21 protein-coding genes and 7 tRNA genes are annotated in these 22,327 nt (G+C 28.9%); 7 read left to right on the forward strand and 21 right to left on the reverse strand.

Annotated elements, in window-relative coordinates; genetic code table 4:
• Nucleotides 1–1,628 precede the first annotated feature (1,628 nt).
• Nucleotides 1,629–4,277, forward strand: coding sequence for a hypothetical protein (locus tag GvMRE_RS11710; protein ID WP_147411429.1), 2,649 nt, complete (start codon nucleotides 1,629–1,631; stop codon nucleotides 4,275–4,277).
• A 108-nt stretch (nucleotides 4,278–4,385) separates the two neighbouring features.
• Here the strand turns inward: GvMRE_RS11710 and GvMRE_RS11715 are convergent, their stop codons facing one another.
• From GvMRE_RS11715 to tilS, 17 genes are all read right to left on the reverse strand, one after another.
• Nucleotides 4,386–4,901 carry an uS5 family small ribosomal subunit protein gene (locus GvMRE_RS11715; protein ID WP_147411430.1) on the reverse strand — a complete coding sequence of 172 codons (516 nt, stop codon included), beginning with the start codon at nucleotides 4,899–4,901 and terminating at the stop codon, nucleotides 4,386–4,388.
• Between the two features lie 6 nt (nucleotides 4,902–4,907).
• Nucleotides 4,908–5,249, reverse strand: coding sequence for a 50S ribosomal protein L18 (locus GvMRE_RS11720; protein ID WP_147411431.1), 342 nt, complete (start codon nucleotides 5,247–5,249; stop codon nucleotides 4,908–4,910).
• A 105-nt stretch (nucleotides 5,250–5,354) separates the two neighbouring features.
• A tRNA-Leu gene (locus tag GvMRE_RS11725) sits at nucleotides 5,355–5,431 on the reverse strand.
• Nucleotides 5,432–5,434: 3 nt separating this feature from the next.
• Nucleotides 5,435–5,509 (reverse strand) — tRNA-Lys (locus GvMRE_RS11730).
• Entirely contained in the window at nucleotides 5,500–5,850 is a 351-nt protein-coding gene (locus GvMRE_RS11735) for a hypothetical protein (RefSeq protein WP_147411432.1), read from the reverse strand. The genes GvMRE_RS11730 and GvMRE_RS11735 overlap by 10 nt, the downstream gene beginning before the upstream one ends.
• A 215-nt stretch (nucleotides 5,851–6,065) precedes the next feature.
• A tRNA-Gln gene (locus tag GvMRE_RS11740) sits at nucleotides 6,066–6,139 on the reverse strand.
• A 125-nt stretch (nucleotides 6,140–6,264) separates the two neighbouring features.
• The gene (locus GvMRE_RS11745; protein WP_147411433.1) at nucleotides 6,265–6,636 is read right to left on the reverse strand and encodes a leucine-rich repeat domain-containing protein; all 372 of its coding nucleotides are present in this window, start codon (nucleotides 6,634–6,636) and stop codon (nucleotides 6,265–6,267) included.
• Between the two features lie 24 nt (nucleotides 6,637–6,660).
• Complete coding sequence (locus GvMRE_RS11750; RefSeq protein WP_147411434.1) at nucleotides 6,661–7,224, reverse strand: dUTP diphosphatase; 564 nt, start codon at nucleotides 7,222–7,224, stop codon at nucleotides 6,661–6,663.
• A gap of 234 nt (nucleotides 7,225–7,458) precedes the next feature.
• Nucleotides 7,459–7,536 (reverse strand) — tRNA-Tyr (locus tag GvMRE_RS11755).
• A gap of 255 nt (nucleotides 7,537–7,791) precedes the next feature.
• A tRNA-Asn gene (locus GvMRE_RS11760) sits at nucleotides 7,792–7,866 on the reverse strand.
• A 231-nt stretch (nucleotides 7,867–8,097) separates the two neighbouring features.
• Nucleotides 8,098–8,451, reverse strand: coding sequence for a hypothetical protein (locus tag GvMRE_RS11770; protein WP_147411436.1), 354 nt, complete (start codon nucleotides 8,449–8,451; stop codon nucleotides 8,098–8,100).
• Nucleotides 8,452–8,463: 12 nt separating this feature from the next.
• The gene (gene rplQ / locus GvMRE_RS11775; protein ID WP_147411437.1) at nucleotides 8,464–8,850 is read right to left on the reverse strand and encodes a 50S ribosomal protein L17; all 387 of its coding nucleotides are present in this window, start codon (nucleotides 8,848–8,850) and stop codon (nucleotides 8,464–8,466) included.
• Nucleotides 8,851–8,931: 81 nt separating this feature from the next.
• Nucleotides 8,932–9,744 (reverse strand): RNA polymerase alpha/RpoL/Rpb11 family protein, encoded by an 813-nt coding sequence (locus GvMRE_RS11780; RefSeq protein WP_147411438.1) that lies wholly within the window; start codon nucleotides 9,742–9,744, stop codon nucleotides 8,932–8,934.
• A 347-nt stretch (nucleotides 9,745–10,091) separates the two neighbouring features.
• Nucleotides 10,092–10,805 carry a ribonuclease III gene (rnc, locus tag GvMRE_RS11785; RefSeq protein WP_147411439.1) on the reverse strand — a complete coding sequence of 238 codons (714 nt, stop codon included), beginning with the start codon at nucleotides 10,803–10,805 and terminating at the stop codon, nucleotides 10,092–10,094.
• Nucleotides 10,792–12,342, reverse strand: a complete 1,551-nt coding sequence (locus GvMRE_RS11790; RefSeq protein ID WP_147411440.1) for a YitT family protein — start codon at nucleotides 12,340–12,342, stop codon at nucleotides 10,792–10,794. Before GvMRE_RS11790 ends, rnc begins: the two co-directional genes overlap by 14 nt.
• A gap of 7 nt (nucleotides 12,343–12,349) precedes the next feature.
• Nucleotides 12,350–14,359, reverse strand: coding sequence for an AAA family ATPase (locus GvMRE_RS11795; protein ID WP_147411441.1), 2,010 nt, complete (start codon nucleotides 14,357–14,359; stop codon nucleotides 12,350–12,352).
• Nucleotides 14,360–14,509: 150 nt separating this feature from the next.
• Complete coding sequence (tilS, locus tag GvMRE_RS11800; protein ID WP_147411442.1) at nucleotides 14,510–15,433, reverse strand: tRNA lysidine(34) synthetase TilS; 924 nt, start codon at nucleotides 15,431–15,433, stop codon at nucleotides 14,510–14,512.
• A 265-nt stretch (nucleotides 15,434–15,698) separates the two neighbouring features.
• On the opposite strand from tilS, the gene trmD reads away from it, so the two are divergent.
• Both trmD and GvMRE_RS11810 read left to right on the forward strand, forming a co-directional pair.
• The gene (trmD, locus tag GvMRE_RS11805) at nucleotides 15,699–16,409 is read left to right on the forward strand and encodes a tRNA (guanosine(37)-N1)-methyltransferase TrmD (protein ID WP_147411443.1); all 711 of its coding nucleotides are present in this window, start codon (nucleotides 15,699–15,701) and stop codon (nucleotides 16,407–16,409) included.
• A 611-nt stretch (nucleotides 16,410–17,020) separates the two neighbouring features.
• Nucleotides 17,021–17,389: a hypothetical protein gene (locus GvMRE_RS11810; protein WP_147411444.1), complete on the forward strand. Its 369-nt coding sequence runs from the start codon at nucleotides 17,021–17,023 to the stop codon at nucleotides 17,387–17,389.
• Nucleotides 17,390–17,474: 85 nt separating this feature from the next.
• Here GvMRE_RS11810 and rpl5 read toward each other — a convergent pair whose 3' ends face one another.
• Complete coding sequence (gene rpl5 / locus GvMRE_RS11815) at nucleotides 17,475–18,071, reverse strand: large ribosomal subunit protein uL5 (RefSeq protein WP_147411445.1); 597 nt, start codon at nucleotides 18,069–18,071, stop codon at nucleotides 17,475–17,477.
• A gap of 566 nt (nucleotides 18,072–18,637) precedes the next feature.
• Nucleotides 18,638–18,865 carry a large ribosomal subunit protein bL35 gene (locus tag GvMRE_RS11820; RefSeq protein WP_147411446.1) on the reverse strand — a complete coding sequence of 76 codons (228 nt, stop codon included), beginning with the start codon at nucleotides 18,863–18,865 and terminating at the stop codon, nucleotides 18,638–18,640.
• A gap of 102 nt (nucleotides 18,866–18,967) precedes the next feature.
• Between GvMRE_RS11820 and GvMRE_RS14575 the strand changes: the two genes are divergently transcribed.
• The 4 genes from GvMRE_RS14575 (at nucleotide 18,968) to GvMRE_RS11840 (ending at nucleotide 21,469) form a co-directional block, all read left to right on the forward strand.
• A complete protein-coding gene (locus tag GvMRE_RS14575) occupies nucleotides 18,968–19,216 on the forward strand; it encodes a polysaccharide deacetylase family protein (RefSeq protein WP_172575405.1) in 249 nt (82 codons plus the stop codon).
• An 88-nt stretch (nucleotides 19,217–19,304) separates the two neighbouring features.
• Nucleotides 19,305–19,484, forward strand: coding sequence for a hypothetical protein (locus tag GvMRE_RS11830; RefSeq protein ID WP_147411448.1), 180 nt, complete (start codon nucleotides 19,305–19,307; stop codon nucleotides 19,482–19,484).
• A 31-nt stretch (nucleotides 19,485–19,515) separates the two neighbouring features.
• Nucleotides 19,516–20,982, forward strand: coding sequence for a coiled-coil domain-containing protein (locus tag GvMRE_RS11835; RefSeq protein WP_147411449.1), 1,467 nt, complete (start codon nucleotides 19,516–19,518; stop codon nucleotides 20,980–20,982).
• Between the two features lie 151 nt (nucleotides 20,983–21,133).
• Nucleotides 21,134–21,469: an uL22m family ribosomal protein gene (locus GvMRE_RS11840; protein WP_147411450.1), complete on the forward strand. Its 336-nt coding sequence runs from the start codon at nucleotides 21,134–21,136 to the stop codon at nucleotides 21,467–21,469.
• A 441-nt stretch (nucleotides 21,470–21,910) separates the two neighbouring features.
• On the opposite strand, the gene GvMRE_RS11850 is transcribed toward GvMRE_RS11840, so the two are convergent.
• A tRNA-Arg gene (locus GvMRE_RS11850) sits at nucleotides 21,911–21,986 on the reverse strand.
• A 253-nt stretch (nucleotides 21,987–22,239) separates the two neighbouring features.
• Nucleotides 22,240–22,314: transfer RNA gene (locus tag GvMRE_RS11855), tRNA-Cys, on the reverse strand.
• Nucleotides 22,315–22,327 lie beyond the last annotated feature (13 nt).

The following is a 22,327-nucleotide window of genomic DNA, read 5'->3' on the forward strand; positions in this document are numbered from 1 at the left end:
CCAGATAATAAGACGAGAAAAAAACTACGCAGCATTTATGAATAACTATTATTGGAAAGTTAAACGTATCTTAGCAGAAAAGGTTCTACAAAATAAAATTTATTATCTAGCTCAATGGGAAGGAGAAGATGAAAATGGTCTTCCGTGGGATCCGACTTGGGTAATTTTTTGATTCAAATAAAATAAACAACATCATTAGAATAATCTGACAAAAGTATTGTTTTACATACATAGGAACCTGAAAAACATTTTACTCCTGACTTAATAAATCAGTGGGAAAAAGACAAAATTTTATCGTCACTCTTCAACAGCGACAATAAGGAAGTTGACGAAGATGATGACGTAAATTCATATTCTACAGTTTCAGAAATCTCTGAACCAACAAAAGTAAGAATATCCCACTAGTATTATGTTAGATAATGTAGATTAAAGCAAACGAACACAACTTGAATTATAAATTTTTTTTTATTTTTTAATAAGAATGTTTCGCCGAATAATGAACTTGCTAACCGTTCTACTTGTCAAAACGAGGACTGCTTAAAAATGCTGTTAGAAAGAGATCTGCAAATTCTTAAATATAAACTTGAATTAAACGATCTTCTTCAGACAGAAAGTAAACAATTTGAATCTGCTGAAAATTTATATGTTAAAGAAGCAAACAAAAAATGACGAAATCAATCATTTTGTTTAATAACTTTATCTTTTGATTTCAAATAAAAAAATTCTTCTTCTAAAAAGTTAAAAAATTAATTTAGGTTTTTTATAAAACTTTATCCTTTATTAAGGTCATAATACTTTGCGAGTTGACTTGGTGATTAAAAAAAATAGGTTTTTAATCTATTTTCTATGTATTTATATATTATGCTATCAATAATTCTTTATAGTTTAATTTTGTTGTAAAACCTTGTTAAACAAGAACTTTTTAACTTTTATGATACTATAAATAATTTCTGATATTGTAATATATATATATCACTTTATGATACTTGGTCTTTACTACAAGTAAAAATAAATTAATCAATCTCTGATATTAGGCTAAAAAAACTGAATATGAAATATAATCAAAACATCGTACAATTAGACCAGCGCAAAAAAATTTAAAAAAGCGTCTTGTTGGTGATAATGATATTGTCATTTCTGTACTCTAAAGCATATCTCTATACAACACTTAATAAACATAGGAAAGGGTTTCTTCGCTAAAATTTACGATATAATAAACTATGTTATGCAATCAATGCTTTCAGGAAATACCAAAAACTCGAGATTTATATTGTAAGCAACATTATAGGTACTGAAGAATACAGAACGAGAATACCTCTAAATCTAAAACTAAGCAAAAAATAAGGAAATGATCCAGAAATGTTACTAAAATCTTGATTGTGATCGGATTCCTGTTGACGGGTTACTGAATATTGGGATGAGTGAGTAAGTCAAGTGATATTTTGGCAAACAAAAGAAAAATGACTCAAAGTAACTTTAGAAAATTAGAAGGGTCTAGAAAGAAAACTAATCATCATTCATGAATATTTACTAATTAGTTACTTTATCTAACAAAAAGCGTTTCTTGATGTAAGCAATACGAAACAAATAAACATGCCTATTAAGTGTTTATTAAAAATATAAGAAATATGATAAATAATAAAATTTATTTAGCAATAAAAATAGCGGAATTTTCGGCAAAAGAGAAAAAAATTACTCCCAAAAACTTCAATGGAATAAGAGGAGTAATGGTCGAATTTCATGGGATAAAAGAAATACAGGGCAAACGAAAGATACTTCAACTTGAAGTTAGTGAAAACGAAAATGAATTTTTTGACGATATTAATAACCACTCTTTGTTAAGAAAGGCTCGCGATCATCATGAACCGATTCTTCTTGAATTCCAAGAGATAGACTACAACGAAGAAAGCCAAGTCGCAACCTTAAAAGAAGTAAAGATTTTTAGAGAGTTAGAAAGTTGATTTCCTAACTCTCAACCAGAAGCAGAAAAAATTAATTTATTAATTAGTGAACCAAAAAAGCAGTCTGAAATTATTGCAGAAAAGAAAAAATCATATGAAAATTTTCAGCAAGAAAAAGCTGAATTTCTTTGGAGTTTAAGTAACGAAAAACTTTGTGCTGAGACCGGATTTACCAAAGAGGGGTTAGGTGATACTGATATTCTTCACCCAAACGGAGCGGCTTTGCGGAATTATTTATATCGTCAAAAAATTATTACAGAAAGAAGTGAAAGTCACCAAACTTTTATAACTTCAAGCAAAAACTACGAAACTTTTGAGCAGAGAAAAAAATTTTTAGTTAAACTCATTGTTTCAAAATTTGTTCTCGATGAAATTACTTGAAAAATTGCTGATGATGAAAAGACTGAAAAATTTAGTGGATACAAACTAAACAAAGCAAATCACCGTGGCGTAAAAAACTGTCTGACTGAAAACGAGAGAGAAAAAATTGTTGAAAGCGAAGAATTTTCTAAACTTGAAATAGAGGAACTATGAGAGTTTCAAAAATTTTTAAGTTTTTTAAATGCTTTGTATGAATTAGCAAAAAAAGAAAAAAGAAAAAAATTTTTTAATAATTATTTTGAGTCATATGAAACTGAAAAAAAACGCCGGTGAAAAGAATTTCATAATTTAATAGACAAAGAATTAGACGGATTAGCCACCAAATTAACCACCGACCTCGAAAGTGCTTCTCAATATATTAAAAGTATCGAAAACATAAGCGAAAGTTCTGAGAAAGAAAAAAGCGAAAAAATTAAAAAACTTGATTTATTCATTGAAGAAGTTAACAAATTGGTTGAATTAGATATCAAGCAGACGGAGGACATAGGGATAATAGAAAAAGTATCAGAAGATAGTGTTAAGATAAAAATAGTAATTCTTGAAGACGATAAGGAATATTTTCCCCTGGCGGTCGAGAAAATAAAAGAAGAAATAGTAAAAGGATTAGAAAAAATAGATAAAAAAACTATTTTAAAGTATGATTATAATACAAAGATATCTGAAGAAAATGATTTAGAAAATTTACTAAATATTGTTAAGGAAATAAAAGATCTAAACAAAAAAAACAATATGAAGAATAAGGGGAAAAATGAAGAAGTTAAAAATTCACCAAAAGAAGAATTATTATGAAATAAACTTTTTACAGAAATTAAAGAATTTCACTTAAGAAAAATAAATGGTGATTGCCAAGAATATTCTTTTTCTTTTAAACATTTATCTAAGATTGGTGGTGAAGATTATCGAGAATATTGAGATAAAGTTACTGAAAAACTAATTGACTACCAATCAGAAGAAATTGAAGACATTATTTGTTCTTTGCTTATTAATAAAGATCTTGATGAAAGAAAAGTCACTTTAGTATCTGACGAATTGACAAGGTTAAAGGAAAAGTCTATAGAAGAAAGAATACAAATTCATCAGAGAACAAAAAAAGCCTGAAAAGAAGCTTACAAAAATAATCCCAAACAAGCTCAGAAAGCTTTTAAAAACGGATGAACTCAGCTTAAATATTCTCTTAATGATAAACGCTTAGTTGGCATCTTTTCTGATGAATTTTCTGATGAAAAAGAGGAAGAAATCGTAGTGCGTGGTGGAGAAATTGAAAGAGGGTTTACAAGTATTAAAGTCTATGAAGTAGACATAAACTTGTTAAAAGAAACAGTTCTTAAACTCAGATCTGGTTTTGCCAAGGAAGAAAATAAAAAACTATTTGAAAAAGATGATTTTATTGAAATAGAAAAAGATGAACTAGCTCCTCTAATTAAACAAGCTCAGAAGGAAAATGACTCTGTGAAACTAGCAAAATTAATTAATGATATCAAAACCTATCACAACAAACCAATTTATTTAGACTATTCTCAAAAAATAAATGATTTAGTTAATAAACAAATAGATTTATCTAATCAAGAAACGTCGGTTTTATTAACTAATTTAAAAAAATTAAACATTAAACTTATTGAGAAAGAATTAAAAGCACTAGATAAAAGTAAAGATTTAAGCAATCTAATAACAAAATTAGCCCCTGAAAACCAAAATTTTGTTAATGAAATTAACTTAGCCGGAGAGCAAGACCAGATTGAAACAATAAAAAACCGAGTGTCTACAGATATTGCCAAGGTAAAAGCAACTATAGCTAAAGAAAAAAAAAATCTGTTAAAAAATAATAATGATAGTTTGACAAAAAACTTATTGTATGGATCATTATTTGCTATTATTGTTTTATTAGTCTGTTATCTAGTAGTGAAAATAGTAAAAAAACCCTCATGAAGGAAATAAAAGCTATGTGTTACAAAGTGTTGAGCGATGCAGAAGAAGAATCAGCAAACTTGCTAGGTTTTTTGAGAATTCGATCATATCTATAACAGATAAATTTATTAATCATTATTAATAGTCATATTTTTTGCCGGTCAATTTATCTAAAGCTAAAAAGGCAACTCTAATGACATTTAGTTTATTACGCGAACCAATTATTTTGGCACTTACATCTTTAATTTCTAAATATTTGAACAATGTGTTAAGTATCCCACCAGCTTTGATACCACTTCCAGGCGAAGAGGGTTTCAAAAAAATTTTGGTTGCCCCACCTTTTACTAATATTTGGCGGGGAATAGTTCGGCGTGATATAGGAAAATAAGTAATTAATTTTTTTTGTGCTATTTTGTAAGCTTTTTGTAAAGCTATTATTGATTCTTTGCCTTTTTCATGAGCATAGGCAATAGCTTTTGTATTTTCATCTTTTACCAAAACTAAATAAGTAAAACTAAATCTTCTACCACCTTTAGTTACTTTTACTGGCCTATTAACCCTCAATATTGCTTTTTGCAGATGGTAATGAGAAGAAACATTTCTTCTCATTCCTTTGCTTTTTAAACTATTGTTATATTTTTTTTCTGTTTCCATTTGTAACTAAAAATTAATACCTAACTGACGCATTGTTTCACAAAAAATCTTAATTTTACCATGATAAGGACGAGAGTTGCAATCAAAGACGATCTTAATTTTCCCTTTTTTTTTCAACTCTTTTGCAAGCATTTCTCCCAATTTTTTTGCATAAATAGCGTTTTTGAAAGAACGAGAATAATTATTACCTTCTTTATTTAAATTTTCTGTAGTAGCAGAGGCAAGAGTATTACCTATTGTATCATCTATAGCTTGAACTCGTAAGTAGCGATTAGACTCGCTAAAAGTTACTCGTGGTCTTTCGTGAGAACCTTTAACTCGGGAGATTTTTTTTTTGTTTCTTGGCATATGTGCTTATTATTTACTATTGTGTCCTTATTATTATCTATTTTACAATTTTTATTAATGACTCTTTTTTCCAAATTCGTATTTACTATATGAATACATTGGTTATGGTACGGGAAGAGGGATTCGAACCCTCGACCTTCAGATCCTAAGTCTGACGCCTCTGCCAACTGGGCTACCCCCGCTTCTGGTGTCCTGTGGAGGTACTGATCCTCCGACAACCTCCTTAAAAGGGAGGTGCTCTACCATTGAGCTAACAGGACTTTTGTTTTAATGTTTCCAATTCTAATTTAATTTTTTCAATATCACTGTGAGCGTTCAATCATTTTGACAAACCATGAATTAACAAAATTATCGTTACTAGTCACAACAGAAGCCAAACGATAAAGAGAATAAAAAAATTGGTCTGTAAAAAATTAAGGATGTTTTTTCCTTTTTGTCCCAAATCGCCTCTTTGTGATAACATTAGAAAAGCATTGTATAAACCATCGAGTAGAAAATTTAAAATACCGAGTACTACACTTCATATAAATAACTTAAATCCTTGAGATTTTTGGCCAGCTTTCGTAATTAACCGCTTCGCCAATTCTTCTTTTTTGCTCATATTTCTAATTTTTTAATTCAAAACCTAAAATCCAAACTAATAGGAGAATAAGATTAAGGATAAAAACGATAAATACACTTCTAATGCAAAATAGCCAACTTGGAAATCACTTATAATTCTTATTTACCAAATGCAAAGATATCACTTTCAAACTAATTATATTACTAATGACTACTAAAAAAAGTAATTCTTTGTTATTCATGTGCTTCTCTTTTTGGCTAGGGTAGCTGGAATTGAACCAACATTGACAGCGTCAAAGGCTGTTGTCCTACCATTAGACGATACCCTAAAAATTACTTTTTTATTTTTTAGTAGTTAATTTATTTAACTGCTCTTGTAATGTTTGGACTTCTTTTTGTTGTTTTCCCTGATTAAGTTTTAAATAATTTTTTTCAAACTCTTAGAGAATATTTTTTAATCTAATATCTTCGTTAGGTGGATTTTGTTGTTAGAGACCACCAAAGATCTTAACTTTTCAGGATAAGATAAAGCGTTTAAGAAGTCTACGGAAGTTAATTGGTTATAGCCAAGATTTAAAGTAGTTAAGGCGGTGTCCCTAGTTAAGTTAATGCTGATTAATTCATTCAGTTGAAGATCTAAAATAGTTAAACCAACATAATCACTTAAATCTATTTCCTTAATCGGTTCTAATTCTATACTTTCTTTTTTTAGTTTATCTTTAATACCATGAATATAAATCTCCTCCACTTTCGCCCGTTTCTCCTTTGTCGGATACTCCTTATCTAAATATTCTTGTACTTCTAAATATTCCTTTATTGTTACCATAATATATTATTTTTGCTTTTCTAATTATTTAGCATTAACTCTTTCTAAATTAATTTTATTCTTTTCTGAATAAATGTTTAATAATGCTGGTTCGTCAATTTGTAGTTTTTCGCATATTCTATTAAAAGTTTTTAATCACTCATAATAAGTATTTTTTTTGTCTTTATCTTTAATTTCAATATTTTCTAAATTATAAAATTCTTCATTTTCTTTTATATACAAGTTATTAGTTTCAATAAAAAAGTCTAAAAGCAACTTATTAAAAGGCAAATCTTTCCTTTCATACTTTACACTAAGAGAAGGAAACATATCTACTTGATAAATACCAACTAAACCTAAAAAATAGCCTAGACAATCAATTAATTCCTCTTTGGCCTTTTGTCAATCTATTTCTTGTTTCTTCTGCCATGCTTTAAAAGATTTTATTTCATTAGCAAATTCGCCGACTTCCACCAAAAGGGCTAATTTTAACCTTTTAGCATTGAAGTAAGAAACTCACTTTAATTCGGTGGGACTTTTTTGGACAATAAGGCGGTCGAATTGGACTTGTTTTTCCTTCAATTCTTTCCACGTTTTAGGACTTATCATTATAACTTATTTTTGTAAATACCTCTAAACTTGGTCAATTACTCTTTTTTTTTATTTCCTGAAAGTCGAACAATTAATCATAATTACCAAACAGATACCGAAAACAATAGAATCGATTATAAAAATAAAAGTTAAAGAGACAAATAGCCTTTATTAAACCATTTTTCTGATCTACTTTTTATCTCTTTCTCTCTTATTGTCCTCTCTATTCACTTTATAATTTATTTACAATAATGGTGGGAGGAGAGGGATTCGAACCCCCGGTTTTGCTGATCTACAGTCAGGTGCAATGGGCCACTCTGCCATCCTCCCGCTTTCTTACAAATTTATTCTATCCCATCTTTCTTGCTGGTTTTTCTTTCACAGATAATAAATAATGGAAAATGATACCCGCACTAAAAATAAGTCAAAAACATATTCAAAATAAACTTAATTTGGGTCGGTATCTTTCAATACAATTCCGACAAATTTGTTGACTTCCATAATGGTCTTTTTTGCAGAAGCGACAGTGTTTTTGCTGTGTGTGTGTGTTGTATCGCTTTCATAATATTATTTTTCTTATTAAAATGGCGCCTAGTGTAGGATTCGAACCTACGATCTACCGGTTAACAGCCGGGCGCTCTACCACTGAGCTAACTAGGCTTAACTGGTTTTTTTTGCTGTTTATGACTTTTAAACCACCAATAAAAAAAATACAACAACCCTCCCCCCCCAACTAAAATTACTAGGATTATTTGCAAGAGGAGATTAGAACTATTACTCGAATTATCCGGTTTAACTATATCCTCATCAACTTCCTCGGTAAATTCAATTCTTTCCTCATCGAATTCTTTACGAAGTGGAAAATATCTACTGGTGAAAACTCATTGGTTTTTAGGCCGATTTCAGATTAAAGGTTTTGTGTAAAGAAATTGAAGATTCATTAGAAATTTGTTGGGGATCAAGAGATTTGTCAACAAATACAATTTGGCTTATCCTCTTTCGTTTACTTGTTTCTGGCTCATTTTTCCAATTAAGAGTATCCCAAGATAACTCTCGGTAGTTTTTTTCTTCTTCCTTTCAACAATCTAAACAAAAACGTTTTACAATTTGACTAAATGAGCTCTCAGCTATTAATTTCCTCACTTCTGGTGTTCAGTCAGTAGGATTTTTTAATTTATAAGTTGATAATCTATAATGTTTTTCTAAATCTTTTTGACATTTTCTGCATTTTTTCTTTTCCATCATATTTATTATTCCTTACGGCACTAAAGAGAAAATAACCCGTAAATTATTATCACCCATTCGATAATTTGATTTAGTAATTCGGCTATAACCGCCTTTTCTATCTTTATATCTTTCTTTTAAATCAAAAAATAATTTATCAAGCAATTTTTTCCCCCTTTTGTCTTTTAAATGTTTTTTATTAACTAAATAGCGGAGAGCCAAGCGACGAGAATGGAGAGTATCTTCTTTAGCATAGCCAATAAGCTTATCCAATAATTCGGTTAAGTCAGGTTTTCTGTGATGTTTAGCTAAAGAAAAACTAATTTTAATTTTTTCGTGTAAAATGGCTTCTGCCACCAAGTTGTTAAGGACATGACTGCGCCAAGCAGTATTTTTACCGCGTTTATTAATGTAGGACATAAGTATTTTTACTGATATAAAATAAATTATCTCAAAAACTATTTACTACTAATTATCATAATAATTTAAATAATAATGTATTTAATTTTGTTGTCTTAAAGCTTCTTTTTCTTCATCTTTAAAATTGTTTTTAGAAAAGCGGGAACGAATTGATTTTGAAATATCTTCTGATATTGTTAATGCTTCTAAAACAGCTTCTCTTGGACTAATAGCCCCATTAGTAGTAACGGTAATAGTTAATTCTCCTTCTTTTTTTTTTGAACTGGTTATTATTGTTTTTGTTATCGGATTTGTATCAGACGAGCATCCAAAACTAACCTTCTTCACCGGAGAATAGTCACTATCAAGGAAAATAACATTATCTTCTTCGAAATGATGATCTTTTTCTTGTTCTTCTTCTGAATGATATCCTCAGCTTTTCTGACAGTATAATTTAATTTCTAATACACCTCCTGTTTCTAAAGTAGTTAAGCATAATTCTGGATTTTTAATTTCCACATTTTCATTCTCTTCAAAATCACCAGCCCTAATTGTTTTTAATTCTTGTTCTTTATTTTCTATTTTCATTTCTAAACAAAAAATTCCTTTCTTATCCGTTTTTTTTTCTTTTAGAATAATTTTTTTTAAATTTAGTATTAAATAAGGGGTAGAATCTCCTATTTGTTCTATGGGACTGATTATGTTATTCTTTGGACCAATTTTATCGGTAATCTTTATTCCTAAAATAGCTATTCCCTCAATAAGTGTCATGAGAATTTGCCGTAAATTGTTACCAATTGTAATCCCCATGCTGGTATTAGGCAAGTGATAAAAAGTAAAGATAGAAGTATGAGGAATAATATCTTTTGTAATTATTTCTTTAATTTCTAAAGACTCAAGTAATAGCGATGACATATATATTATATTTTTTCTTTTTTTCTAGCAAAGTGTTGGTATAGTTAAGAATACTTTTTAAAATATGTTTACAAAAACTTTTAGAATTTCTTTCGTCAACTTAAAGTCCTGACAATAAAAACCAGGCTACCTCAAGTTTAGCTCAAATTCAAGCACGGTAACTTATTTAACTCACCACGGTGTTTAAAAAAATAGAGACAGTTTTAAAATTGTTTAAGAATGACTAAGACATTAATGAAAATAATTTTTAATAAGTGATGACTAGAATTAGAATTTTGAAGAACTCTATAATTTTTAAGATTTAAACAGTTTAAATGGATAGTTTCGTGTAATAAGTTAAAAAGTGTTTATTTTTTTGTTATCTTTAGATTTTTAATCACTTTAGCAGCAGCTTTTTTTTCAGCTTCGTCCTTACTATGCCCCTTTCCTTCTTCTCGAAAAGTTTCTAACTCATCGCTAACTTCTACAGTAAATAACAATTGGTTATTTTTTATCCTTTTCACCTCTTTTTGTCGATAATTAACTTTATTTCTCTGTTCTTGGCAATACTCTTGGAGATAACTTTTATAATCCCAAATTGCGTTCTCTTTACCTTTAATTCAAGTAAAGACGGTTAATTTAAGAAAATAGTAAACCGTTCTTCCGCCTTTCTCTAAATATAAAGCAGCAACGAAAGATTCAAATATATCGGCTAAAATACTATTTTTGTTAATCCCTTGATTTTTTGTTTCTCCCTCTCCTAGTCGTAAGTATATTGGTTTATTTTTTTCATCTGTTCTATTCAGCCCAATTTTCTTACTTAACTCAACTAACGTACTTTCTTTAACCATTAACTGTTGAAGCTTACTCATTTTTCCTTCAGCAAAGTCAGGGAAATTCTGATAGATAAAAAGACTAGCATAAAAGTTTAAAATTCTGTCACCCAAGAATTCTAATCTCTCATAAGAAGTGCCTAAATTACTTTCATTGCAATAAGAAGTATGGGTGAGAGCCTGTTGAAAATGTTCAGTATTTTTGATGCTGTCAATCACTTTCTGAATTTTGTCTTTATTTAGTTTCATAAATTTTTCCGATTCGTTTCAAAAAAGGTAAGTATAGATAATAATTTCATTTACTCAAATGACAGCTTATTATATAAATAGTCTCTTCTTTTTGTTCTCTTTTTTGGTGAGCAATATAGTAAACTGGTGAAAATTTAGCTAACAATCTTAAGCCTTTATTGCAATTTTCTTCGGTGGTTGAGTGAATGCTTAGTAAAATAAGTTGATCGCGGGGAAATATTTGGCTAATTAAAAAAGACGAGAAAAAAATATAAACAATAGTTGCTCATAATCTTTCGTTATTGCTTACATAGTTTAAATAATTTCAAACTTTCCCTTTACTATTTATTTCTTCTAATTTATACTTTCTTTCAGTCAAGCTGAATTTTCTTTGTAAACATTTTTTTGAGTTCTTTTTACTATTGTTTTTTATAAGTTCATTATTTTTTTTTATTTCATTTTCTAATCAAATTAGTTTATTTTTGTTATCAGATAAATAATATTCTAATTCTTGCGGATAATCTTCTGGATCTAACCCTTCTATCTTTCTTTTAACAATGGAAGTAATTAAACGGTTGTTTTCACTAATTTTAAGAGCTTTTTTGATGCTTTTTTCATCATTTTTTTTTCTTAACTCTTTCAAATCCTCCATCTGCTCTTTTCATCCTTTAAGAAGGCAATCTATTTCTCCTTTTTTAATTTTGTCTATTATTTTCTTCCTTTCATATCAAGATATTTTTTTTTTATCTGTTTCTTCTATTTCCTTGGATAATAAACTTTTTCTTATTTTTGTATTATCTTCTACTAAAATAAAATTTACTAAAATAGTAACAAAAACAATAGACAGTCCGAAAATTTTTATAAGAAAACTGATTGGCAATTTAACTTTTTTTTTTTGAGAAAGATAAGAAGTAAAGATTTCTAATCCTCCTGGAGTAGCTTGAGCCTGAAAGATTAAACTATATCCGTAAGTATGAATAATGGCTGCAACAATGGCAATAGTTATATAGTAGGGTAAAGTAAAAGATAGCTGAGAATGAGAAGTCAATGTTTGTCAATTACTTGGACTGAAATTACTAAAAATGTTATCTTTTAGTCTAAAATGATTAAAAACTTTTGTTCAGACGATTTGTGACAAAACGTAAAAAATTGAGGTGCTTACTACTTCTAATCTGGCTTTAAAAAAAATCCGCAAAAAAGAAATAAAAGTTAAATTGGTTAAAATTCCTAATCCGTAATAAATCATGTAATAATCACTTCATTTAATTTTATTACTAGTGCCAACAATTATTTTAGAAACAGTTTGTAACAAGCCATTCAGACCACTGTTATAAATTCCATTAGGATCAATTAAAAAATAAAAAGTTGTAGTAGTAAAAAAAGCGGCAAAAAATACAATAATTAATTTACTTAGATAATTAATAGTCATCTCCTTACCACTTAATTTCTTGACCAATTTGTCTTTTAAATAAAGGTCGCTAATAAATTTTCTGTATTGTTTCCAGACATTGTAAACACTGTCTTTTTTTTCTATTTTTTTCTTCAACTGATCGTTCATTTTTTTATTACTTTTTGGTTAGCAAAGAAACAAAGGGAGAAATATGGTTAACGAAAATGTAGTTAATCTCTTCCCTGTACAAAGTATTTTTTTTTAAAAGTATTTCTGCAAACAGATCTAAAATTTTTTTTTTTTTTTGTAGAATAGACTTTACCCTAGTTCAACATTTATCAAGTATTTTTGTGCGTTCATTCTCAATTTTCTGTTTAGTAGATTCAGGTAGTTCGTCCGCCAATGATTCTTCTTTATAAAAAAATGACTCTTTGGTAGGAATTATTCCCAATTCAGACATTCCATAACGAAAAATAAAATCGCGAACACTTTCGGAAGCTTTTTTAAAATCATCATAAGCTCCTATAGTAACACAATCTTCACCAAAAATTAGTTCTTCGCTAGCTCGTCCTCCTAAACATGACATAACATTAGCTAGAATTTGACCTTTATTAAGTAAATAATCATCTCCTGATTCTCCATATAAATCGACTCAAGTATAACCTCCTGACATTAGATGAGGAAGGATAGTAATTTTTTTAACCACTGTTTCTGGCAAACTTAATCCAATTATTGCATGTCCGGCTTCATGATAAGCAATTACTTTTTTTTTCTCATAAGAAATAGTATGAGAAGTTAAGGAAGGACCCATTAAAACACGATCATAAGATTCAAATATAATTTCTTGACTAATTGACTCTTTTTTGTAACGAATGCTTAAAATGGAGGCTTCATTAAACATATTAACTATCTGAGCTCCGCTTAAACCTTTAGTCATTGAAGTTATTTCTTCTAGGTCAAATTTATGTTTAAAGGTGAGTTTTTGTATGCAAAGCTTAATAATTTCTTGTCGTCCTTTTGAATTAGGTAGTGGAATATAAATCTGCCTATCAAAGCGCCCAGGTCTTATCAAAGATTTATCAAGAACTTTTAAGGAATTAGTAGCAGCAACTATGATGATATTATCTCGAGGTTTAAATCCATCTAATTCGTTTAACAATTGATTTAATGTTTGTTCAGTATGATTAGTATTCATCGAGTATCTTTTATAACCTATCGAATCAATTTCATCAATAAAAATAATGCAACCTTGAGGGTAACTACGAGCTTTTTCAAAGAGACTTCGCACTCGACGAGCTCCCGTTCCTACTAAAGCTTCTTCGAATTCAGAACCAGCGCGAAATAGAAAAGGTAAGTTGCATTCTCCAGCCAAGGACTTTGCTAATAAAGTTTTACCATTGCCCGGTGGTCCTACTAAAAGAATGCCCTTGGGAACCACAGCACCTCGTTGTCAAAAAAGTTGAGGATTATGAAAATAAGAAACTATTTCTTTTAATTCTTCTTTAGCTTCATGTAACCCTCCAACGTTTTTAAATTTAATATTAGAAATAGTATTTATCCTTTGATTATTATCCTTAAATGTTCGGAAAGGATAAGTAATAAGATTTATAAAATTGGTACCAAAAATAATGTCAATAAAATGAATCATTATAATAAGATAGATTCCTTGAAAAACAAACGAAAACGCTTTTTCTAACTTCCTATTCTTTACAAAAAACATATCATGGTATTTGGAGAAAAAAAGTTTGATCTTAGGTATAGTTATTCTTTTATCGATAGAGAAACCGTCAAATTCTATCTTTTTGTCTTTTATCTCATCAACATTCATTTCAGTAAAAGCTTGGTAAATAACTTTTTTTTCTGTCAATCATTCGAAAAAATTTCGTCTTTTATTATAGAAAAGGTGCTGCTTATTATTTCCTAAGTGATGATAAGTATATATAGTTCCTTTCTGTCAATCTATCTTATCAACTTCTTTTTCTTTTAGACCATAAGCTTTTATTGTATCATCACTACTTTCTTTTTTTCTCAATTCGAAATTTCTTCTATCTGGAGCAGAAAAGATACTACTAAAAAGGAAAATAATTCCTCCTGTAAGTAAAATTAACCAAAAAAGCAATCCTCTTCTCTTAGGTATATCTACTTTGACAACTTTCTGTTTTGTATTCGTTTGTGCTTCTTTCATTATAAAAACAAGTATAATTAAATTAAAATCTCCGCTGTTTTATTATTACGAAGCCAGTTTTTACATATATATTTATCTAGGTTAATTATAAATATTTAAAATAAATGTTATAATTTTTTATATAATAAAGTTTTAAATAACACTTTAGCTCTAGCAGGAGATAATAGCATAAGAATTATATTTGATTATTTTAAAGCTATTTGTTTTTATTATTAGATTCTTTTTTTTGCTTTTAAATAATTGTTTATAAGTTTCTTTGAGAAGTTTTTTTTTTTTTTTAACGAGTGTAGTACCACTAACAGCTTGGTTAATTCAGAAATAAAGCAAGCGTAAATATACTTCCGAAGAGTATTCGATTTTGTCATCTAACTTAAGAATATGAGGAAAGATAATTAATTTTTCAACAGCATTTTTAACCAGATTTCTAATTTTTCTTAATTCTTGGTTTGCTTCCTTAATTTCTTTTTCTAATTCTCTTTTTTTTTTTAAACTTATTCTATCCAAATTGTGCCGAACGGCGTTTCTTTGGTAGATCGACGATTTGTTAGTAGTATCGATAGCATAATCTATTTTTTTTTTGATTAAATAACGAAAAATTTGTTGTTTATTGAGTGACAAAATGGGACGCAGTATTCAGTATTTTCCTTGCTTAGTAGCGGCGGGTAATCCTCAATATTCTACTAACGATTTTCGTTGTTTTTGGAGTAAATACGTTTCTAAATGGTCGTCGCCGTGGTGAGCGACTACGATATACCAAGTTTGGTATTTTTTGGCTAATTTCTGGAAAAAATCATAGCGAATTTGACGAGCTCTGTCCTGAAAATTATGAACAGAGGCATATTCAGAACTTTTTACTTGATAAATTTTTAATGGTAGAGAATACTTTTGGCAGTAATTTTTTACTACTTTTTCGTCGTAATCACTATCGATTCTTTTTTTGTAATTAACATGAGCAACCACTAAATTATATCCTTCAGAGCGCATTTTATCTAATAAAAACATACTATCGGGACCACCTGAAACAGCGAGAACGTATAATTTTTTTTTAACAAGCGTTTTATTGTTGGTAAACATAAATCATAATAACTTATAGCGCGAACTATCATCCACTGTCTAATCTAACTTTTATCAAATTCCTCTTAATCTAGTGGAGTAATTATTGTAGATGAAAAAGTTGTCGTGGCTAAAAATTGTATACTAATCATAGGCTATTATTTATTTATTTTTTTATAATTTATTTTTGATTATTAACATGTCTACAGATCTATATAATTGTTGAAAAACCGCTAAATATATCTTCAGAAAATAAAAAAATAATACAAAGACTAAAAATAGTTTTATGAAACCTATATTTATTTATCTTACTATTTTTCCTCAGTATTTCGACAATTATTTTCAAATTTCTCTCGCAAAAAAAATTTATGAAACAAAACTGTTTGATTACCGAGTTTATAACCTAAGAGATTTTGCAGACAAGAGAAGAGTAGATGATTCTCCTTATGGAGGAGGGGCAGGAATGGTGTTAAAAATCGAGCCATTAGTTAATGCTTTATCGACTATCCAGGAAGATTATCCAAATAGTTACTTAATTTTACTTTCTCCCCAAGGAAAAACTTTTACTCAAAAAGATGTTTCAAGACTAATTAATCAAAATTCTAGTTTAGTTTTTATTTGTGGACGTTATGAAGGATTTGACGAGCGAATTTGATACTATATTGATGAGCAAATATCTATTGGTGACTTTGTCACGATGGGAGGAGAAATACCTGCTCTTGCAATCACTGATGCATTAATTAGAGTCATTCCAAATGCTATTAAATTCGAATCTCATCAACAAGAAACTTTTCATAATTCTTTATTAGATTTTGATACCTATACTCGACCTTCTGTATATGAGAATCTAAAAGTTCCCGAAGTCTTGTTATCAGGTGACCACAAAAAAATTGCTGAATGACGACAAAAAAATAGTCAAACAAAGACTAAAAATAAAAAAAAGAAATATAAAAACAACCAGAAAATCATTTCTAAATCCTTAAAAAAAAATGATTAATCATAAAATAATAAGAAAATGAAATGATACCAACAAATAACAATAATACAAAAATTTACTATTCTTCTATAAACAATGAACAAACAACTATTATCTAAATTTTTAAACCTTTTTTATTTTTCCTGTTTGATAAACAACAATAATCATTTTGTTTGAAAGATTCTGTTTTCAGGTAGAGAGTTTGTGTGAATAGTAATAAAAAGTATTGTTTAATATGAGGTAATAAAACTATTTTATTTTGATCTAATAGTTTTTTTCGAGTTAGCAAAAAATCACCTTCCTAGTTATAAAAGGTTATAAAAGAAAACTAAATTTTTCTTGCTGTTACATAATAAAAAGCCAGCAAAATTGTAAACATAAACCAGCTTTTTAACTGTGAATCTTAAAATGAGGACCTCTATCTTTATTACTACTACCTTTATCTATTGTTTTGTTGTTTTTTCAACGAATAACTTTTTCGAAATTCTAGCAACAGCACAAACAATATTAACAACACAAGTAAGTTAACTAATAAAATAAATTGCAAAATAATCAGTTTAAATCAAATATTCTATTCATCAAGTTTTTTTATTTATCAGACAGTAACTAACTTGGTAACAGTAACTGATTTGATGACTACACAAATCACTGGAACTACAACTGCTAATTCTGGTAATTGTTCTTTACAAGAAACCAACGCCAGAGATTCTAAAAGAGTCAATGAATTGTTTAAAAGCGGAGTGGTTAGTTCAAAGGCTAGTTGCAAAGAAAGTATTGACAGCGTTACTGAAGGACTAGCTTGTGACAATAAAGGCAATCTTTTCAAGTGCGATAATGGTATATATGTTTTTATGGCTGATTGCAAAACAAGTTCTACAAAAATGATTTGTGCTGCTGTTCCTAATTTGAAAAAACCCGGAGTTCTTACGAACTGTATTCCTGAAAAAGATGTAGATGAAAGAATAAATCTTGCTCTTGAATGCAAAGGTTTGAGCGGTTAAGGAAAATTTTTGAGTAATGAAATAAATGTATTTAAAAAGCATAAACAATAAATATTTAACATTATCATATTTATTAGTATATTTATTAGTCGTTAGCAATAGTTATGCTTTTTTCTTCCAACAATTTTTGTCTTTCTTTAAAAGGAAAACCCAATAAACTCATAAAATAAGCATTCTCTTTGATGTAATTAGATTTAAAAACAACAGCAATTTGTATACCTTGGTTTTTAAAAGTTAAATCGTAAGGAATGGAAGGAAAAATATTTAAATTATCTAATCCTAGATTATAGTTACCATTTCTATCAAATTTATCGAGTAAAAAACCTTTAAAATTAGTAATTTGCGGTAAGTTTATATTAATTAATTCAAATAAAAAATCCCAGATTTTATTTTTTCTCAAAGTTACTTTGCAACCAATAGGCATTCCTTCTCGTAATTTAAAATTAATGATAGAATCACGAGCATAAGTTAAAATTGGTCTTTGCCCTCGAGCTATTTTGGCAAGCGCTTCTTTAGTATTATCTAGTAATTGTTTGTTTTCAATGGTTTGCCCTACTCCGCTATTCAAAACTATTTTTTTGATGTCTGTAGTTTGCATTGAAGAAGAATGTTTAAATCTCTCCCCCACCATTTTTTTTGTTTCTTTTCTTTTGATTTTTCATCAGTCATTTATTATAAGCATAAATTATGTTCTCTCTTATTTACAAATCTGTGTTGTTCACTGCTATTCTTCAGTAGGATTACATTTTGTACAAAATAATTGATTGTATTTGCTTCTATCAAAAAACATCATCCATAAAAGCCATCCTAATAATACTATTATAAAGAATTTTATTAAAGATTTAAAAATCTTGACTATAATAATGGAAAAAAAATACAGAATTATAAAAGCCAATAAAAGAGCAAACAAATGTTGAGCTTCTATCTTTTCAATATCTAGATTAATCAGAAATAAATATCCGTCTTTGACTCAATTTTTAAAGCATGTAAGGTATGTTCTAAAGTCTTTCATTTATTATATTAAGGTTTTATAACGTGATTTTAATATACATGTTGAATTACTTCGATTTTTTCTCGCTCTCTGAGTAAGCTGAAAATTTGATGTTTTTTCTTTTTCCGTCTTTGTCTTTGTTTTTCTTTCAAGAGCTATAATACACGACATTTTTTTATTTTTTAGTTTAATTATTAACTTTTTTCTTAAAATTTTTCGATGTTCTGCTAGAACATAATCATGAAAATAACTAATGGTTAATAATTATGTCGAGAAGTATTTAAATATGGCACCATATTTTTTATTCGCTTCTTATCTCGAGCATTTAATAAAGAATGCTTGCGTAAATGCCTTTTTTGTTTAGCAGATTTACTATAAGCTAAATGAGAAGTGCAAGCATGACGATGTTTTATTAATCTACCTTTTGATAAAAATCTTAAACGTTTAGTAAAAGATTTTTTTGAACGAAGTTTTTCAACTGACATATTATATAATATTGTTTATTTATAATCAGAACTTTTTTTTGGAACCATTTTCTTTTTTATTAATAATTTTTTTATCATATTACAACAAATAAAAAGTATAATTTGACTTGTCCTGCTATAAATCGTAGTAGTGACGAACGAGCTGTAAACGAAGGACATCAATTAGCATCTCATACTTGGTCCCATCCTAACATGACAAAAATCAACAGAGAAGAAATTATTTATCAAATGAAAACTTTAGAAAATGCGATGCGTAAAATTGTTGGTCTAGTACCAAGGTACATGCGTCTACCTTTCGGAGAAGGTTTTAATAATCAAGTAAAAATCTTACTAACGACGAGTTTATGATAATATAACGAACTCATATGCATTAGGGCAATGCTGAGCTTAAATGTATGGTTTGTCAAAAACAGGATTATATCACCAATTGAAGTTTTAAATGTTCGGAGCATCCAGAGAATTTTTAGAAACAACTAATGATGATTGTTTAAATGCTTTAGGGACAGTACTTAGGCTTTATCCAAATAGACCTGATAAGATAAAGAGAGTAGTAAGAAAGGTTATAACCAAGTTAATGGATAATGAAGGTTATAATGCTAGTAGTGGTGATTTGAGATAAAGTTGGTTGATTGAAAGGAATTTAAGTAATTATGCAAAAACAACGACAAATACAAATACAAAAGCAGGCTCAACTAACGGCTCATCAAAAAAAATTAGTATTGGAAAATTTTCACTATGCGATAGAATCATTAGAAGAGTATATTGAAAAAATTGGATTACCTGGTTTCAGAAAACAGATTTTTGACCAGTCTATCAATAGTCCAGATAGGTCTCCAGCTGACTTAGCTGATGATTTTTTAGCTCAATTGCTTTGTTTTAAGGCAATAGTTAATAATAAACCTGAATTTTTTAGAGAAGAAATAAAAAGAGAATTTTACAAATGAATTAATGCGACAGGAATTAATGTTAATAATTGTCCAAAAGAGTTAAAGCATTATTTGTTTGAGATCAATGAGATACTAGAAGGAAGAGGAGAAAAAATTGTTGAGCAAACTCGGGAAATAATTGATGGAGAAGTAGATCCAAGAGATGTGATTAAAGTGTTTGCTGCTCTTCAAGTTCCTTTGAATAATAATAGAGAGAAGGGAGAAGCCCTGAAAGGCAAAACTTACCGAGATATAGAGGTTGAAAGCAGGTTTGATGGTGATTCTAGACAAGGAGACATATCTTTTAATCAAATATCTTGGGATCTTAATCATGACGAATTTGACTTCTTTCCACAAGTCATAGAGAAAAAAAGAAAAAAAGCTGCTGATGATTTTGCAGAGTGAGAGCTAGAAGAAGAGGAAGAAATTCGAGAGCAGGAGGAAATAAAAGAAAGAGAACGAAAAGAAAAATTAGCCAGTGAAGCCCGCGAGCAAGCAGAAAAAGAAAAAAAGCAGGCGGAACAGAGAGCCAAAGAGAAACAACAAAAACAAGAAGCCAAAGAAAAATTAGTGGTTGATCGAGTTCAGGCTATTAGGAAAGTTCAAACTCATTGGGATAAAAATCAAGACAAGTGGCAAAAAATCGATGGACAGTCAATTAACCAAGTTTTAGATAACGATTGGCGAAATAAAATTGAAACTGCACAAAATGAAGTACATATTGGAGTCTGTGTGCATTCTTTTATTGAGAAAGTTGATAATGCAAAGCTGGATATGGATAACGAAATAAAAAGAAGACAAGAACAACAAAAAAAAGAGTTAAAAGAAAAATTCAAAGATGTTATTGGTAAATTTATTGAAAGAAGTTCTGAGGAGGAGAAATTAAACGATATGAAATCCTTAGTTGAACTAGTTAGTGGAGATAAAAGAGTTATTAAAGAGGCTTTTAATGAACTTGCTGAACAACAAAGCTTAACCAGTTTTTGTTATGATGATGATGTTAACATTCAACAAAACATTCAACAAATACAGCGACTAAAAATAGAAAAATTACAATTTGAAAATGCTGCTTCTTCTGATGTTTCTTCAAAGGATGATTTCCCAATAATTTGAACAGCAAGAATTTTGGGAGCAGGCATTTTAAGTATTTTTGTGTATTGGATCATTAAGTGAAAGATGAAGAGAAAATAAGTGCTGAATTAATGACTGCAAAGTTTTGTCCGGTAGAGATAAAGAGTATCTGATAGAAACAAATAACTAAATCTAAATAAGCTGAAAAGAAAAATGAAAGTGTTCTCTTGCTCCTTTAAACATATTAAAAAGCAGGAAAAATAAGATATATATGGAATCAATAATCATTAAAAGTTCTCAAATTGCTATTTCTCCTCAAAAACTGAATCTAGTTGCAGAAATAGTAAGATCGACTAAAGAAAAAGGATTGTATCACTCATTAAAAATTTTGTCTTTTTTACCTAAAAAAGGTGGAAGAATACTTTTTAAATTGCTTCAAGGAGTAACCAAAAGTTTAGAAAAACAAAAAATCGAGAATGTTTATCTTAGAAAAATAGAAATAAACCAAGGAAAAGTACAGAAGAATATAATGTATCGTGCAAAAGGTCGAGCTGATAAAATAAGAAAAAGATACAGCTTAGTTAAATTATATTTAACTTATGCTTAACTAAAAATAGGTCAGCGTAAGTACTTGAGTTGACGTTTTTTTCGCTGTTTTTGTAAAATTTTTTTCGGAAGATGAGGATTGAAACAGTTATTAAAATTGTTAAGTCATATAATGAGAAAGTGATAGATAAAGATTAAATCCAACAGACATAGGAACAAAGCGCTTTTTAGTTGTAAAATGAATTTCAAGGCAATTATTCACGAATTATTATGGTTTGATGATACTAACACAAAAGATCTCATAGAAGATAGTGTTAATATCAATATCCCTGAAATGAACAAGATCTTTTGATCAAGGTATAAATTATCTTCTGATAATTATCAAAGAGAAAGTTCAGTATGTTGTTCTACCGGGCATAACCACACTAATCAACAAATAAATTTTTACATTAAAGAATAAGGTTTTATGCTGTTTTTACAATAGTGATACATATTAGCATATTGGCGCGCTCGGGAGGATTTGAACCCCCGACCTTTTGATCCGAAGTCAAACATTCTATCCGCTGAACTACGAGCGCAATATTTGATAGTTTCATCTTTAATCTTTTTTAATCTTATAAGTGATCATAACAGAGATTAGTATTTGCCTGATTGAAGGATTCTATAATCATTTTTTTCGTAAAATACTCTCTTTATCTTCTCGTACTGATATATTAAAAAAAATATAAACCTTAGCTATTTCATATAAAAAAGCGATAGATAAAAATGTTTACTGGTCAAAGTTTTAACTTTTCTTTGATTTTTCTTTTTAGATGATAGCTTGCTTATTTATGGAGGAACTGGTCGGATTTGCACCGACGATAGTAGATTTGCAGTCTACGGCCTTAGCTACTTGGCGACAGTTCCTTATTATTTATGT

Source organism: endosymbiont GvMRE of Glomus versiforme, assembly GCF_003546845.1.